At 34.5% G+C, this 16268-nt stretch carries 14 protein-coding genes; 8 read left to right on the top strand and 6 right to left on the bottom strand.

The features are described 5' to 3' along the window. Nucleotides 1–125: 125 nt before the first annotated feature. Nucleotides 126–554 carry a DoxX family protein gene (locus tag NLM59_RS09610; RefSeq protein WP_304417566.1) on the bottom strand — a complete coding sequence of 143 codons (429 nt, stop codon included), beginning with the start codon at nucleotides 552–554 and terminating at the stop codon, nucleotides 126–128. A gap of 74 nt (nucleotides 555–628) precedes the next feature. Further along, on the bottom strand, nucleotides 629–3232 hold the full coding sequence (gene alaS, locus NLM59_RS09605) for an alanine--tRNA ligase (RefSeq protein WP_304417565.1): 2604 nt from the start codon (nucleotides 3230–3232) through the stop codon (nucleotides 629–631). 60 nt (nucleotides 3233–3292) lie between these two features. Between alaS and NLM59_RS09600 the strand changes: the two genes are divergently transcribed. Both NLM59_RS09600 and NLM59_RS09595 read left to right on the top strand, forming a co-directional pair. After that, nucleotides 3293–4324, top strand: a complete 1032-nt coding sequence (locus tag NLM59_RS09600) for a M23 family metallopeptidase (RefSeq protein ID WP_304417564.1) — start codon at nucleotides 3293–3295, stop codon at nucleotides 4322–4324. Next, nucleotides 4324–4665: a MerR family transcriptional regulator gene (locus NLM59_RS09595; RefSeq protein ID WP_304417563.1), complete on the top strand. Its 342-nt coding sequence runs from the start codon at nucleotides 4324–4326 to the stop codon at nucleotides 4663–4665. The genes NLM59_RS09600 and NLM59_RS09595 overlap by 1 nt, the downstream gene beginning before the upstream one ends. A gap of 2 nt (nucleotides 4666–4667) precedes the next feature. On the opposite strand, the gene NLM59_RS09590 is transcribed toward NLM59_RS09595, so the two are convergent. Continuing rightward, on the bottom strand, nucleotides 4668–5771 hold the full coding sequence (locus NLM59_RS09590; protein ID WP_304417562.1) for a DUF3810 domain-containing protein: 1104 nt from the start codon (nucleotides 5769–5771) through the stop codon (nucleotides 4668–4670). A gap of 52 nt (nucleotides 5772–5823) precedes the next feature. Here NLM59_RS09590 and panB point away from each other — a divergent pair, with 52 nt between their 5' ends. The 3 genes from panB to lpdA all read left to right on the top strand — a co-directional run bounded on the left by panB (nucleotide 5824) and on the right by lpdA (nucleotide 9419). Then, nucleotides 5824–6639, top strand: coding sequence for a 3-methyl-2-oxobutanoate hydroxymethyltransferase (panB, locus tag NLM59_RS09585; RefSeq protein ID WP_304417561.1), 816 nt, complete (start codon nucleotides 5824–5826; stop codon nucleotides 6637–6639). 45 nt (nucleotides 6640–6684) lie between these two features. After that, nucleotides 6685–7365 (top strand): RluA family pseudouridine synthase, encoded by a 681-nt coding sequence (locus NLM59_RS09580; RefSeq protein ID WP_304417560.1) that lies wholly within the window; start codon nucleotides 6685–6687, stop codon nucleotides 7363–7365. A 653-nt stretch (nucleotides 7366–8018) separates the two neighbouring features. Next, nucleotides 8019–9419, top strand: a complete 1401-nt coding sequence (gene lpdA, locus NLM59_RS09575) for a dihydrolipoyl dehydrogenase (protein ID WP_304417559.1) — start codon at nucleotides 8019–8021, stop codon at nucleotides 9417–9419. A 315-nt stretch (nucleotides 9420–9734) separates the two neighbouring features. On the opposite strand, the gene NLM59_RS09570 is transcribed toward lpdA, so the two are convergent. Next, the gene (locus tag NLM59_RS09570) at nucleotides 9735–10397 is read right to left on the bottom strand and encodes a Smr/MutS family protein (RefSeq protein ID WP_304417558.1); all 663 of its coding nucleotides are present in this window, start codon (nucleotides 10395–10397) and stop codon (nucleotides 9735–9737) included. 62 nt (nucleotides 10398–10459) lie between these two features. Between NLM59_RS09570 and NLM59_RS09565 the strand changes: the two genes are divergently transcribed. After that, entirely contained in the window at nucleotides 10460–11281 is an 822-nt protein-coding gene (locus tag NLM59_RS09565) for a UDP-2,3-diacylglucosamine diphosphatase (protein ID WP_304417557.1), read from the top strand. 54 nt (nucleotides 11282–11335) lie between these two features. Here NLM59_RS09565 and NLM59_RS09560 read toward each other — a convergent pair whose 3' ends face one another. Together NLM59_RS09560 and NLM59_RS09555 are read right to left on the bottom strand one after the other, a co-directional pair. Further along, nucleotides 11336–13879: an ATP-dependent Clp protease ATP-binding subunit gene (locus tag NLM59_RS09560; protein ID WP_304417556.1), complete on the bottom strand. Its 2544-nt coding sequence runs from the start codon at nucleotides 13877–13879 to the stop codon at nucleotides 11336–11338. Between the two features lie 97 nt (nucleotides 13880–13976). Continuing rightward, nucleotides 13977–14627 carry an NRDE family protein gene (locus NLM59_RS09555; protein ID WP_304417555.1) on the bottom strand — a complete coding sequence of 217 codons (651 nt, stop codon included), beginning with the start codon at nucleotides 14625–14627 and terminating at the stop codon, nucleotides 13977–13979. An 80-nt stretch (nucleotides 14628–14707) separates the two neighbouring features. Here NLM59_RS09555 and NLM59_RS09550 point away from each other — a divergent pair, with 80 nt between their 5' ends. Together NLM59_RS09550 and NLM59_RS09545 are read left to right on the top strand one after the other, a co-directional pair. Beyond that, nucleotides 14708–15160 (top strand): DinB family protein, encoded by a 453-nt coding sequence (locus NLM59_RS09550; protein ID WP_304417554.1) that lies wholly within the window; start codon nucleotides 14708–14710, stop codon nucleotides 15158–15160. Continuing rightward, nucleotides 15157–16155, top strand: coding sequence for a hypothetical protein (locus NLM59_RS09545; RefSeq protein WP_304417553.1), 999 nt, complete (start codon nucleotides 15157–15159; stop codon nucleotides 16153–16155). Before NLM59_RS09550 ends, NLM59_RS09545 begins: the two co-directional genes overlap by 4 nt. Nucleotides 16156–16268 lie beyond the last annotated feature (113 nt).

Genomic DNA, 16268 nt, shown 5'->3' with positions numbered 1-16268 from the left:
TTTACGCTAAATAATTTTTCTAAACCTTATGAAGACCCGTTAAAATAAGAGGAATCTATTATAATTAAACTTGGCAAAAATAATTAAAGTCAGTTATTTTGAGAATGAGAAAGCTTATGATTCTATTAAGTCTTATTTCTATTAAGAATTGAATCTAATGAAATCTTATCCCACTCTCGAGGTAGAATTAGTAAAGCAATTAATAATACCGTTCTAGGAAAAACATGTGATAAATTCCAAATAGGTTCAGCTAATCCATGACCAAAAGTTACAACCACCAATACAGATCCTAAGGCATATAATGCATAATTAACCCGCAATCCTAAGACCAACATGAGACCGCCGATTAGTTCAATATAGGAGGTGTAATAGGCAGTTGCTTGTATAACGAAGTCAGGTAGCATCCCCTTAAAAGTACCATTGAAAAACTCAGCGTTGATTACGTTTTCCATTCCCCAAGTAAAGACTTTTCCATAGCCTTGCATTAGGAATATAAAGCCTAAAACAAGTCTAAGAAGCCATACTGCTACAACTCTATTGGTATTTATTTTCATGTAATTTATTTGAAATAAAAATGCAGTCTTCTCCGTAGAAAACTGCATTTTCTTTATTTAACTTAAACAATATTTTAATCTAATAATTCTTTGGCAAGCTCTAATACTTTAGACAAACCATTAACATCCTTACCTCCTGCAGTTGCAAAGACAGGCTGGCCTCCACCGCCACCTTTAATTTCTTTAGCCCACTCTCTAACAAGGTTTCCAGCGTTCCAAGATTTATCTTTAACTACATTATCAGACATTCCAACAGAAATCGTTGGTTTATCCTGGAATGAATTAGCTACGACAATAAATAAATTATCGATCTCAGCTTTTAATTGGAATACTAAATCTTTAATTAAAGCATTGTCCATAGAAGTCTCAACCAAAATAGCGTTCACATCACCATAAGTTTGAACTTGATTTTTCCAAACTTGTTTTTGGTTTTTAGCTTCTTGTAATTTATAATTTTCAATTTCTTTTTTCAGCGCATCATTTTCATTCTGAAGTTTTTCTAAAGAAGCTAAAACATCTTTTGGCTTGCCTAATTTATCTTCAACCTGTCTGAATTGTTGTTCGAAGTTTTTGAAATAAGCTAAAGCTTTATCTCCTGTAATCGCCTCAATTCTACGAATTCCAGCAGCTGATGAACTTTCAGAAACAATTTGGAATAAGTAAATATCACTTGTATTTACAACGTGAGTTCCACCACATAGCTCAACAGAATCACCAAACTTAATCATTCGAACTACATCGCCATATTTCTCACCGAAAAGAGCGATAGCACCCGCATCAATAGCATCATTAAATGCCATCGCGCGATCCTCGATTAAGTCTAAATGTTCTTTAATCTTATTATTAACAAAGTCGTTAACTTGTTTTAATTCTTCTTCGGTCAACTTTGAAAAATGTGAAAAATCGAATCTTAAATAATCTGGACCAACGAAACTTCCTTTCTGCTGAACATGTTCACCTAAAACTGTTCTAAGCGCTTGGTGTAATAAGTGAGTTGCAGAGTGATTTTTCATGATATCATTTCTGCGCTTAACATTCACTTTCGCCGTTAAACCTTCTTTTACCTCAGGTAAATCTTTAGTAATATGAATAATTAAGTTGTTCTCCTTTTTGGTATCAAGAACTTCAACTTTTTCATCTCCTGCGATTAAGAAACCACTATCTCCTATTTGCCCACCACTCTCTGCATAGAAAGGAGTTTGGTCTAATACGATTTGATAAAACTCACCTTTATTATTTTCAACTTTTCTATAACGAGTAATGTTCACTTCACCATCTGTGCGGTCGTATCCAACAAAAGATTCGCTGGCATTAGCATCTACAACTACCCAATCCGATGTGGCTGTAGCTGAAGCTTTTTGTGAGCGCTTTTTCTGTTTCGCCATTTCTTCTTCATAGCCTTTTTCATCGATAGAAAAACCTTTTTCTTCAGCTATAATTCTCGATAAATCTGGTGGAAAACCAAAAGTGTCATATAATTCAAACACTGCAGCTCCGCTCAATACTTTTCCTTCTGAATTAGAAATTAAATTATCTAAACGAACCAATCCTTGTTCAATCGTACGCAAGAAACTTCTTTCTTCCTCAAAAATTACATCATTGATTAATTTCTGTTGTATTGGCAATTCTGGGAATGCCTCACCCATTTGTTTAGCTAAAACTGGAATTAACTTATGAATAAATGGTTCGTTCATTCCTAAGTTTCTATAACCATAGCTAATCGCACGACGCAAAATTCGACGAATTACATAACCAGCACCATTATTAGATGGTAATTGCCCATCGGCAATAGCAAAAGCAACTGCTCTAACATGATCAACCACCACGCGAATCGCCATATCTATAGGTTGGCTACTTCCGTATTTTTTATTTGAAATTGACTCTAACTCAGCAATTAAATCAGTAAAAACATCCGTATCATAGTTAGAAGTTTTTCCTTGTAATACCATACAAAGACGCTCAAAGCCCATTCCTGTATCAACGTGTTGTTGTGGAAGTTTTTCTAAACTACCATTCGCTTTACGGTTAAACTCCATAAATACAAGATTCCAAATCTCTATTACTTGGGGATGGTCCATGTTTACCAAAGATTTCCCATCCACTTCTGCTTTCTCCTGATCCGAACGAATATCTATATGTATTTCTGAACATGGCCCACAAGGTCCTTGCTCTCCCATTTCCCAGAAATTATCGTCTTTGTTACCGTTTAAGATTCTATCTTCAGAAATATGTTCTTTCCAAAAATCATAAGCCTCTTGATCTCTTTCTAAATTTTCAGACTTGTCGCCTTCAAAAATAGTTACATATATATTGTCTTTGGAGATACCGAATTCCTTGGTCAATAATTCCCAAGACCATTCAATAGCTTCTTTCTTAAAATAATCACCAAAAGACCAGTTCCCTAACATTTCGAACATGGTGTGGTGGTAAGTATCTTTACCAACATCATCTAAATCATTATGCTTACCCGAAACACGCAAACATTTTTGTGTATCGGCGATTCGATTAGCAACCGGCGTTTGATATCCTAAAAAGTAATCCTTGAACTGAGTCATACCTGAATTACTGAACATTAAGGTAGGATCATCTTTCAAGACTAAAGGTGCGGATGGCACAATTTTATGCTCTTTTGATTGAAAGAAATTTAAAAATTTGGCTCTTATTTCATTCGACTTCATAAACACTTAATAATGATTTAGGATTTTTTTAACTATCATTTAAATAGAAATTCTATTATTTTGCATCGCAACGGACGCAAATATACGGATGTTGCTACAATTTCAGCATTCAATATGAAGAAAAAGAAATTCTATTTCGACAAAGATACGGGGGATTTAATTCCGGTCAAAAAATCTAAAAGAAACACTGCAAAACTGATTCTATCAGTGGTTTTCTTAACTTTATTTTTCTCAGCTATTGGTACAGCTTTAGGCTATCATTATTTAGTAAAACCCAAAACTTATGGTCAAGCAAAGTTGGCCAACGAGTTAGAGAAAATGGAGTTACAGTATAGATTACTTAATAAAAAATTCGAGCAAACTCAGAGCGTTTTATCAGATTTAGAGGAAAGAGATGATAATATTTATCGTTCCTTTTTTGAATTAGCACCAGTTCCTAACGAAGTTAGAAAAGCTGGTTTTGGTGGTACAGATCGCTATGCTAATTTCTCGGATTTGACTTATTCAGATTTAGTAACAGAGACTTCTAAGAATTTAGATATCATCAATAAACGTTTAGTTGTTCAATCAAAATCATTAGATGATGTATTGGTTGCGGCTAAGGATAAAGAAGAAATGTTTAAACACATTCCAGCAATTCAACCTGTTTCTAACAAACAATTGAACAGAATGGCTTCAGGATATGGAATGCGTTTACACCCAATTCTTAAGATTGGAAAAATGCACTGGGGAACAGACTTCGCTGCGCCAACAGGTACTCCTATTTATGCTACCGGAAACGCTAGAGTTAAAGTAGCAGGTAACATGGGTGGATATGGAAACGTAGTTGTTTTAGACCACGGATATGGGTACGAAACGCTTTATGGTCACATGAGCCGAATCAAAACACGCAAAGGACAAAAGGTTCAACGTGGTGATGTAATCGGATATGTAGGAAGCACAGGGTTATCTTCTGGACCACACTTACATTACGAAGTTCACAAGGATGGAGAGAAGATTGATCCGATTAGTTTTTTCTATGATGATGTAAATCCAGATGAATTTAAAGTATTATTTGAAAAATCTCAAAAAATGACTGTATCTTTGGATTGATGCAGATTAATTTACCAGATAAGTTATATTATTCGATTGGCGAGGTAGCACGTGCTTTTGACGTGAATGCTTCGCTAATCCGTTTTTGGGAAAAAGAGTTTGACATTATTCAACCCAAGAAAAACAAGAAAGGGAATCGTCTGTTTACGCCTACCGACATTAAAAACTTAAAAATCATCTATCATCTTGTGAAAGAACGTGGCTATACTTTAGAGGGTGCTCGTATTGCGTTAGAAGAAGATCAGAATTTAGAAGATGAGATAGAATTGGTTTTTAGATTAGAGAAAATCAAAGCTGAGATTCTTTCTCTAAAGTCATACTTTGATGATGTAGAAGATTAATTTTAATCTTTATCCAAAACAAAAGCTTGTTCAGTTCTAAAGTACCCAACCAAAAGTTCTACAAAACGATTGTAGCTCTCTATTCCTTCTTCTTGATTATTTGCTTTTAAGTAAGCATTATTCATCGCTGAAAACATTCTATCTGCTCTACCCGAATATTTATCATAAAAATCTCTTTCAGCTTTATAATCCCTTTTCATTGCATCGCTAAATGCATCCAGTTTTTCACGTACAAACAATGAATCTTTAGGGTAAATTTCAATTAGAGTATATTTTAATGCCTTGAAATTAGCTGTGTATTTCAGTTTATCATCCGAACTTTGAATACATGTTAAATAACCAATAAAATTAGCCTCATATTCTGTAGCATAACCCATTTGATGCGCCTGCTCATGAGCCATAGTTACTGGCAAGTTAGTAGTTGGCGTAAGTCTTGTTACCTGAGCTTCTCCCGAAAATGGATTGTAATAACCACTCACTCCAAAATATCTCATCATAAAACTATAGAGTGAATATTTCTTTAAACTCCTAGCGGGTATCCTAGCATAGTCCAAGTTAGTTTGCTTTAAGGCTAAGTCAGAAGGTAATTGATTATAAAATTCTTTTCTATTAAATTTAAGTACTCCTTCCCTATTCTCTTCTAAATTCCCTCTTAGGGCTATACTATTTTCTAAACTATACTCGGCAATGCTTTTTAGTTCTTCGATAGTATATTTCTGACCTTTTAATTTTTCACTTAAGTTGGGTTTGTAATAATTAAATCCCCAAACTAGATGAAAGAAAAAATAGAGAAAAGAGATAAACTTAATTAACCTAGCCAAAACGCGAATGCCCCTCCATTTCTGACCTAACAGAAAGCATCTTATCATAATGACTAAAGAAGCAATGAGAATAATAAAGAGCAAAGCATAGAATATATCACCTATTGAGAAAGGAATCCATCCGAATAAAAAAGAATATAATGGATAGAACATTTTATAGAAAGCGGGGTAAAATTCATGGGTAAAGTAGGTCCAATTACTTAGAGCATTTACCAAAATCCAAGCGGATAAGACAAAAACACCAGCGAACACTAATGGTTTATAGCTATTAATTTGTTTCTGCATTTCCTATCCTTATATCTATATTTATTATCTTTACGTCTTTAAAACACAAAACATGTCCATAAACAAAGATATAAAACGAATCACTACAGAGACCTTAAGATTGATGAAATTTGAAAATCGAAAGATTGCAATGCTTACGGCTTATGACTTTACGATTGCTCAAATGGTGGACAAAGGCGGTATCGATGCCATATTGGTAGGTGATTCAGCTTCTAATGTTATGGCAGGACATGAAACCACACTTCCAATCACATTAGATCAAATGATTTACCATGCACAATCTGTAGTTCGTGGTGTAGAGAGAGCTTTGGTGGTAGTTGATTTACCTTTTGGTTCTTATCAATCAGATCCTCAAAAAGCTTTGGATTCTGCCGTTAGAATCATGAAAGAAAGTGGTGCTCATGCCATTAAATTAGAAGGTGGTTCTGAAGTTAAAAAATCAATTTCTAAAATTGTAAATGCAGGAATTCCAGTGATGGGACATTTAGGTTTAACACCTCAAAGTATTTATCAATTCGGAACCTATAAAGTAAGAGCTAAAGAAGAGGAAGAAGCTCAAAAACTAATAGAAGACGCCAAACTTTTAGAAAAGTTAGGATGTTTTGCGATTGTTTTAGAAAAAATCCCTGCTAAGTTAGCTGCTAAAGTTACTGCTGCTGTGAGCATTCCAACTATCGGAATTGGTGCAGGTTCTGAAGTAGATGGACAAATCTTAGTGGTACATGATATGTTAGGTATGACACATGAATTCCACCCAAGGTTCTTAAGACAATATCTATCACTTCATAGCCAAATCACGGGAGCTGTAGCTAAATATGTGGAGGATGTAAAAACATTAGATTTCCCGAATAAAAAGGAGCAATACTAAAATCGAGTTTCGATATCCTTAAAAGTTAAAAAAATCAATACTACTATGACATCACCTGATATTTTATATGAGGACAATCATTTAATGATTGTAAATAAGAAATGTGGGGAATTGGTTCAAGGTGATAAAACTGGGGATAAAACCCTGATGGATGATATCAAAGCTTTCATTAAAGTTAGAGATAATAAGCCGGGTAATGTCTATCTAGGTTTAACGCATCGTTTAGACCGCCCAACAAGTGGTATCGTAATTTTTGCAAAAACGAGTAAGGCCTTGACACGCATGAACGAAAAGTTCAAAAAAAGAGAAGTAGACAAAACTTATTGGGCAGTGACTACCCCACTGCCTAAAAATGTTCCTACGATAGATACGCTAGAGCATTATTTAAAAAAGAATGCGAAGAAAAATCTGGTAACGGTTTATACCAAACCAACGGATGGAGCTAAAAAAGCAATTTTACATTATAAATTAATTCAACAATTAGATAATTATTGGTTGTTTGAAATTAATTTAGAAACTGGTAGGTCCCATCAAATTCGCACACAAATGGCGAAGATTGGAGCTGTGATTAAAGGAGATTTAAAATATGGCGCTAAACGTTCTAATCCAGATGGCGGAATTCATTTACATGCTAGAAAAGTTGTTTTTGAACATCCAACTACCAAAGAAATTGTAGATGTAACTGCTCCAACTCCAGATGATCCTATTTGGAATGCCTGCGGGTAGTTGGTTTAGGGTGTAGAGTATAGGGTTCAGAGTTCTCAGTTCTCAGTTCTCAGTTCTTAGTTCTTAGTTTTCCGTTCTACGTTTACGGTTTGCGGTTCTCAATAATTCAGATTTCTAAATTTAAAATTCATCATTTCCTTTACTTTACGAGTTATTATCTAGATGTAATATTTCATTATCCTAATAAATCATTTTAAAGATCTAGATCTTTAAGAAAAAAGCTCAAAAGCTTTTTGTTTAAACATGCGCATCTTCTAAATAAAAGCTCAAAAGCTTTTTCAAAAAAGTTCAAAAGCTTTTTCCGAAAAGCTCAAGAGGTTTTTTATAAAAGTACAAGAGCTTTTTTTCTAATTATACGCATAATTGTATGAGACCATTTGGTAAAGCGTTGAAAGCTCTAGGTTAATTACGCACAGTTAACGGTCCGCGATTTTCAGATCTTTAGCGACTAGAATAATTGCACATTTAGAACTTGAAATATTATATACTTTCTCCTTTCACTTTAACCCGATTCAAAATTTAGAATTTAGAATTCTTCATTTCTTTACTTTTAGTTCATTACTCTTCTTTCCATTTTTTTCTAAAATCTTTCTCTCATCTCTTTTAGGCAATTAAGTTCGAATTCCTTAAATTTGGACGCAAAATAAAGAAATATGCAAAATTTTGATGTTACTATAATTGGATCTGGTCCTGGAGGCTACGTTAGCGCGATTAGATGTGCGCAATTAGGCTTGAAAACTGCCTTAATTGAAAAATATGACACCCTTGGTGGTACTTGTTTAAATGTAGGATGTATCCCATCAAAGGCATTATTAGACTCCTCTGAACATTTTCATAATGCACAGAAAAATTTTGAAGATCACGGAATCACTTTAGATAACCTTAAGGTTGATTTATCTAAAATGATCGAGCGTAAAAACAGTGTGGTTGAAACAACTACTAAGGGTATCGATTTCTTAATGGATAAAAACAAAATTACTGTTTTTCACGGATTAGGTACTTTAAAAGATAAAACTCACATTTCTATCGCAACTGCTGAGGGTGATGTAGAGATTGAATCTAAAAATATCATTATCGCAACAGGTTCTAAACCTGCTAACTTACCATTTATTGAGTTAGACAAAGAAAGAGTTATTACTTCTACGGAAGCTTTAAACTTAAAAGAAGTTCCAAAACACATGATCGTAATTGGTGGTGGTGTTATTGGATTAGAGTTAGGTTCAGTTTACAAAAGACTTGGTGCTGATGTAACTGTAGTTGAGTTTATGGATAAAATCGTTCCTGGAATGGACGGAGCAGTTTCTAAAGAGCTATTAAAAGTGATGAAGAAACAAAAAATGAAATTCAACTTATCTTCTAAAGTAACTAAGGTTGAAAGAAAAGGTGACGAAGTTGAAGTTACTTTCGAGAATAAAAAAGGTGAATTAGAAACTATTACAGGAGATTACTGTTTAGTAGCTATCGGTAGAAAACCTTATACAGAAGGATTAGGTTTAGAGAATGCTGGTGTTGAAGTTGACGAGAGAGGTCGTATTAAAGTTGATGATCACTTAAAAACTAACGTTGACAACATCTATGCTATTGGAGACGTAATTCGTGGGGCTATGTTGGCTCACAAAGCTGAAGAGGAAGGTGTTTTAGTTGCGGAGCAATTAGTAGGTCAAAAACCACATATCAACTACAACTTGATTCCAGGTGTTGTTTATACTTGGCCAGAAGCTGCTGGAGTTGGTAAGACTGAAGAGCAATTAAAAGAAGAAGGTGTTGAGTACAAATCAGGTCAATTCTCTGTTAGAGCATTAGGTAGAGCTCGTGCGAGTGGAGACATCGACGGTATGGTTAAAGTATTATCTGATGCTAAAACCGACGAAGTATTAGGAGTTCATATGGTTTCTGCTAGAGCTGCTGATATGATTGCTGAGGCTGTTACGGCAATGGAATTCCGCGCTTCTGCTGAAGACATCGCTAGAATTTCACATGCTCACCCAACTTATATGGAAGCTGTGAAAGAAGCTGCGCTTGATGCAACGGATAAACGTGCATTACACGCATAAGATGATTAACTAAAGTTTTATACTTTTTTAAATATTACAAAACCTTGAAGGACTTAATTCTTCAAGGTTTTTTTTATTAAATATTGAAAAGTAGACTGTCAGCCTAATTTAAAGCAAGACCTTAGGATTAGGCATTGGTTATAAGCAAATTAGTTCTTCAAACTGGATAGGTTCTATCTATTTAGGAGGAGGTAAAAACTTTGGTTCGAACTCTAACATCGAAGCCTACCCCCATATGGGAATCAATATTGGTAAGAGATTTTAATACATAACTTACGGTAAACAAAAAGCCATTCAAATTGAATGGCTTTCTTTTTATAATTCTATCTCAGTTGCACCTAGCTTATATTGCCTAAAATCGGCATCATAATGTGTATAATTTTCGCTGTCTAAGTATTTCTTAACTTCAGCTTCAAGTACACCTTTACCCTTTCCATGGATTAAAATCACTTTCTTATAATTCTCATTCTTAGCTTTTTCAATACCATTGATGGCAGCATTTAGCTGACGTTTAAGAATATGATTCGTAGGCAATTGCGAGCTATAATTTTCTAATTGTCCGTAGTGTAGGTCTAGTACAAAAGTTCCTTTTCGTTTCTTGCTTACCTTTATTTCTTTCTTGTACTTAGCTTCTAATTTCTCGCGATAGATATCGCTGTTTTTAGCAAAATTTTCATTTATAAGTTTCTCGAGCTCTTCTTGATGAAGTCTATCTTCCTTCTCGCCTTTTGTTTCGAACTCTTTGAACTTCGTCGATTTCTTTTTCTTCTTTTTTGGCTTCTTAGTCTCTTCTACGGCTTGCGATTCCTCTATCTCCTCTTCCATTCCAATATCGGGTAGAATTTCGTGGAAATAAAAGGTGAAATCAAAACCATCCTCGCTTTCTATGATTACTTCATTCTCTTTAATCTCTCTAATAACGCCATGGGTATTGTCGTCAATAACCTTCACCTTGTCGCCTATCTTATATTTAATCATAACTTAATCTATACTTCCAAATTTAAAATAAAATATGGATAAATTAGCACAACAAGAAACATATGAAAAGAAAAGTAGAATTAGTAGTGGTTTCTGACTTACATTTAGGAACTTATGGTTGCCGAGCAAGTGAATTACTAAAGTATTTAGACAGTATAGAACCCAAAACCTTGGTATTGAATGGAGACATTATAGATATGTGGCAATTCAAGAAAAGTTATTTCCCTGAATCTCATCACAAAGTATTAAAAAAGTTAAGTAATTTCATTTCAGAAGGAACTGAAGTAATTTATATTACAGGAAATCATGATGAGCTATTGAGAAAGTTTACAGACTTCCAATTGAAGGATTTTTCATTGGTCAATAAAGTAGTTTTAGAGCTTGATGGCAAGAAAGCCTGGATATTCCATGGAGATGTGTTTGATGCATCTATACAGCATTCTAAATGGCTTGCACGACTTGGTGGTTGGGGTTATGATACTTTAATCCGCATTAATACGGTTACCAACTGGGCTTTGGTTAAAATGGGAAGAGAAAAGTATTCCTTAGCCAAAAAAATTAAATCTTCTGTAAAAAATGCAGTGAAATACATTACTGATTTTGAAATTACGGCTTCTAACTTAGCCATTGAAAATGGATATGATTATGTAATCTGCGGACATATTCATCAACCACAAAAAAGAGAAGTTGTTACCAAAAATGGTTCAACTCTATATTTAAATTCTGGAGATTGGATAGAAAGTCTTTCGGCTTTGGAATATGATCTAGGTGAGTGGAAATTATTTCTCTATGATACTATGCAAGATAAAATTCAGGAAGAAGAAACTCCTACCTCTCTCACCGATTTCGATTATAGAGACTTTATGCAAGATATGCTATCATAAAAAAATCGGTTAAGACTGCTCCTAACCGATTTTAATCTATTTATGTAAAACTTATTAGTTCTCTTCTTCTGCAGATGATTTCTGCTTAACAGAGATGCTAATTCCATCTTTAGCTTCGTTTAATTCTAACAATAAACGATCTCCTTCGTGGATTTCAGAGTTAATAATTTCCTCTGCCATTGGATCTTCAATATACTTCTGGATAGCACGCTTAAGCGGTCTTGCACCATAGTTCTTATCATAACCTTTGTCCGCAATAAAGCTCTTCGCTTCCTCAGTTAAGTCTAGATAATAACCTAAAGCTTCTAACCTTTCGTATAACTTGTTCAATTCGATATCTATAATCTTTAAGATATCTTCTTTCTCAAGTGCGTTGAAAATAATCACATCATCAATTCTGTTCAAGAATTCTGGCGCGAATGTTTTCTTCAATGCATTCTCAATTGTAGATTTAGCTCTTTCATCTGTAGAACCTAACTTAGCAGAAGTACCGAATCCAACGCCATCTCCGAAGTCTTTTAATTGTCTTGTACCAATATTAGAAGTCAATACAATGATTGCATTTCTAAAATCAATCTTGCGACCTAAACTGTCGGTGATATGACCATCATCTAATACTTGAAGCAAGATATTAAACACATCTGGATGCGCTTTTTCTATCTCGTCTAACAATACAACTGAATATGGTTTTCTTCTAACCTGCTCTGTTAATTGTCCACCTTCCTCGTATCCAACGTATCCCGGAGGTGCTCCAACTAATCTAGAAACCGCGAATTTCTCCATGTATTCAGACATATCGATTCTAATTAATGCATCTTCGGTATCAAATAATTCTTTTGCAAGAACTTTTGCCAACTGTGTTTTACCCACACCTGTTGTACCTAAGAAGATAAACGAACCAATTGGTCTCATTGGATCTTTCAATCCGGCTCTATTTCTTTGAATCGCCTTAACAACTTTCTCTACAGCAGTATCTTGTCCAATTAACTTGGTCTTCATAGACTTCGCCATGTGAGCAAGTTTTTTCATCTCGCCTTCAGCAACTCTATGAACAGGAATTCCACTCATCATAGAAACTACTTCAGCAACATTCTCCTCAGAAACGATTTCTCTATTTTCCTTAGCATCTGCTTGCCATTTATCTTGTTCAATGCTTAAATCGCTTTCAACTTGCTTTTCATCATCGCGTAAACGTGCAGCTTCTTCGTATTTCTGTCCTTTTACAGCTTTAGCCTTAGCTTCTCTAACTTCTTCTAGTTTAGCTTCTAAGTCTAAAATCTCTTGAGGAACTTTAATGTTCTTGATGTGCACACGAGAACCAGCCTCGTCTAAAGCATCAATCGCCTTGTCCGGAAGATATCTATCAGTAATATAACGTGCCGTAAGATTCACACAAGCTTTTAGAGCATCATCTGTATAGGTAACGTTATGGTGATTTTCGTATTTATCTTTAATTTGATTTAAGATTTCTAGCGTTTCTTCTGGTGAAGTTGGTTCAACCATCACTTTCTGGAAACGTCTTTCTAAAGCTCCATCTTTCTCAATGTACTGACGGTACTCATCTAATGTTGTTGCACCCACACATTGGATTTCTCCACGCGCTAAGGCTGGTTTGAACATATTAGAAGCATCCAAGCTTCCTGTTGCTCCACCTGCACCAACAATCGTATGTAACTCGTCAATGAAAAGAATAATATCATCATTCTTTTCAAGCTCATTCATGATGGCTTTCATTCTTTCCTCAAACTGACCACGATATTTAGTTCCTGCTACCAAACTAGCCAAATCAAGAGTTATCACACGCTTGTTGTATAAAACACGTGACACCTTTCTTTGAATAATTCTTAAAGCTAAACCTTCAGCTATCGCAGATTTACCAACACCTGGCTCACCAATTAACAATGGATTGTTTTTCTTACGTCTACTCAAAATCTGAGAAACTCTCTCGATTTCTTTTTCACGTCCAACAACAGGATCCATTTTACCCTCGTGGGCTAATTGGGTTAAATCTCTACCAAAGTTATCTAAAACTGGTGTCTTAGATTTAGGAGCACCTGCTGCACCACCTTTTCCTGTGCTTCCGCTACCAGGACGTCTAGGCGTGTCATCATCATCTTCTGAATAAGATGCATCCATACTTGGGCTTTGTGGCGTTGTATCCTCTTGAAAATGAAATTTAAATTCATCTTTTAAGGTATCATAATCCACATCAAATTTATTGATCAGTTTGGTAACCGGATCACCCTCGTTGCGTAAAATACACAACAGCAAGTGAACCGTATTCACAGATTGGCTATGAAATAACTTAGCCTCCAAAAAGGTAGTTTTCAAAGCTCTTTCTGCTTGTTTGGTTAATTGTAAATTTTTATTGGTTGTATCAATTTTCTCTTTTGGCGGCGATAAAACTTCTATTTTCTGTCTTACCTCTTGTAAATCTACGTTTAAAGACTTCAAAAGTTTTACGGCTTTTCCTTCGCCATCGCGCAAAATGCCCAAAACCAAATGCTCAGTGCCAATATTATCGTGGCCTAAGCGCAAGGCTTCTTCTTTGCTGTACGCAATGACATCTTTTACTCTTTGTGAAAAATTATCGTTCATAATGTATCTCTCTCTAACAAATATAATGGTATTGCTCTACATTAAGCAGTAATTATGCCATGAATAAAGACAATCTTTCAACATTTTATTAATAATCCTAATCATTTACGAACTTCGTAAACTTCATGCTCTTATTTTCATTATTTGATATTATTTGCACTTGGGAGGTCGTTTTTAGCATAGGTATATCAGGATTGTGTGACCAAGATAGCCCTTTGTGCAAACGTGCCAATTCGTCAGATGAAGGTGATTTTAAAGCCTTAATGGCGCTTTCATGTGATTTTTTCTCCTCTCTATCATATAAGGTTGAAGAACTAATCACGAATACATCATCTTGAATTTCACTTAAATGCTTCTCAATTCCATCCCAAACTAAACGGTGCAATTGTTTGGTTTTATGATTATACATCACCTGGGTAAAAGGTTCTATTTTATTTAAATCTAAACTTTCTACATATTCTAGTGCGTTTTCATGGGCTAGCAACATATAAGGAAACAATCCCCTACTATGTTTGTAAGGCGGTTTTCTTTGATGCAATTTGAATCCTCCATTTAAAATAGCGGTGGACCAAGTTGAAGAAGTCAAAATCCAGGTTCCTTGTGATTGTATATCCATAGGAAAGGTAGCAAGCTGATTATTGATCTCTTTGGTAATTAAAGTTTGTGACGTTATACGCGCCACGTCTTCGTCCCTATTATGGGTAAGCGTGAACTTATTGTCGGTTCTTATAATACTCAGAATACACATAGGGCAAATGTCATAAAATTATATCTTTGTAGCAAAGAGAATATATGCTGCAAAAGTTTGCTATTAAACAACTAAGTGATTTGAGGGAATTGTTAAATCAATTAAATGAGGAGGACTATTGCACCCCAATGGAAAAAGTTTTTAATAGTACGATTGGCAAACATACCCGCCACATCATAGAGTTTTACCAATTATTTCTTAAGGCTTATGATAGCCTACATTTATGCTATGACGAAAGAAGTAGAAATATCAACGTAGAAACCAGTATAAATGATGCTCTTTTCGCCCTAGATGAAATTATCCAACAACTTGATTCCAATTTAGAGGATAAAGAACTTCAGCTTAAAACTTGTATTTTAGGTGAGAAACATAATTTAAAAACATCCGTTTCTAGGGAACTTTTATATTTATTAGAGCATACAACCCATCATTTAGCGAGTATTAGAATCGGTGTTTCTAATCTCAATCCCGACTTCAATAGTCTACAAGAATTAGGTGTTGCCTATTCTACTCCAAATCTTCAGAATTCATGATTAAACACGAGATAAAAAAGATCACACATTATGAATATTGGTCATTTTGGGTGTTTTACATTCCTATGATTCCAATCTATTTGTGGATGAGTTTAAGAGCTAGAAGCTTGTTATACTTTACTTCTACAAATCCTGGGTTAGAACATGGTGGTTTATTCAATTATTCTAAGTTTAAACTACAAGAACAAATCCCTTTAAAAAATCGGCCCGAACATCAATTTTTAGGTCAAAAGGATAGAGAAAACTTTAAAGTTAAATTTGAGTTTCCTTTCATTGCTAAACCTGACTTTGGCGAAAGAGGTAAATACGTAGATATCATTGAAAACCAAAAGCAATTAGATGCTTACTTAAATTACAACTTAAAGGATATTCTTTTTCAAGAATACATTGAATTACCCTTAGAATTAGGCCTATTCTATGCTCGATTTCCTCATGAGGAACAAGGAAAAATTATCTCTATTACAGCTAAGAAATTTTTATATTTTGTAGGAGATGGCAAAACAAGTTTAAGAGAGTTTATTGAATCTGATTCTAGAGCTTATTTTAATAAATCTTATTTGTACATGAAGTTTCATGACAAGCAAGAATTAGTACTTCCAGAGGGAGAAAAAATCATTTTAGAAGAAATTGGAAACCATAATAGAGGAACCTATTTTTATGATGGAAGTGATTTAAATTCACCTATACTCGAACAGAAATTGAATGAGGTCTTAAAACCTATCGATGGCTTTTATTTTGGACGTGTAGATATTAAGACACAAAGTTTAGAGGAGTTAGAAAAAGGAAACTTTAAAATTCTCGAGATTAATGGCTCTAACTCTGAAGCAACCCATGTATTTGATGAGAATTATAGCCTAATCGATGCATATAAAGAAGTTTACCGACATCTGAAAGTTCAGCATAAAATTGCATTAGAAAACATAAAAGCTGGACATAAACCAGAGAGTTTAAAACATTTCATTCCTAAATTAGCTAACTTCTTATTCAAAGCTTAAACAAACTCTTTCGGCAAGTTTGTCAGTTAAAATCTTGTGGAACGAATTGTGAATATTGAAAACCAAACATAGATTTTTGAAAAATCAAGGTATCAATAAGGAGGCTATTTTCG

Origin of the sequence: Profundicola chukchiensis, assembly GCF_029664245.1 — a bacterium.
GTDB lineage: Bacteria > Bacteroidota > Bacteroidia > Flavobacteriales > Weeksellaceae > Profundicola > Profundicola chukchiensis.
This window is presented reverse-complemented; position numbering and strand designations above follow the sequence as displayed.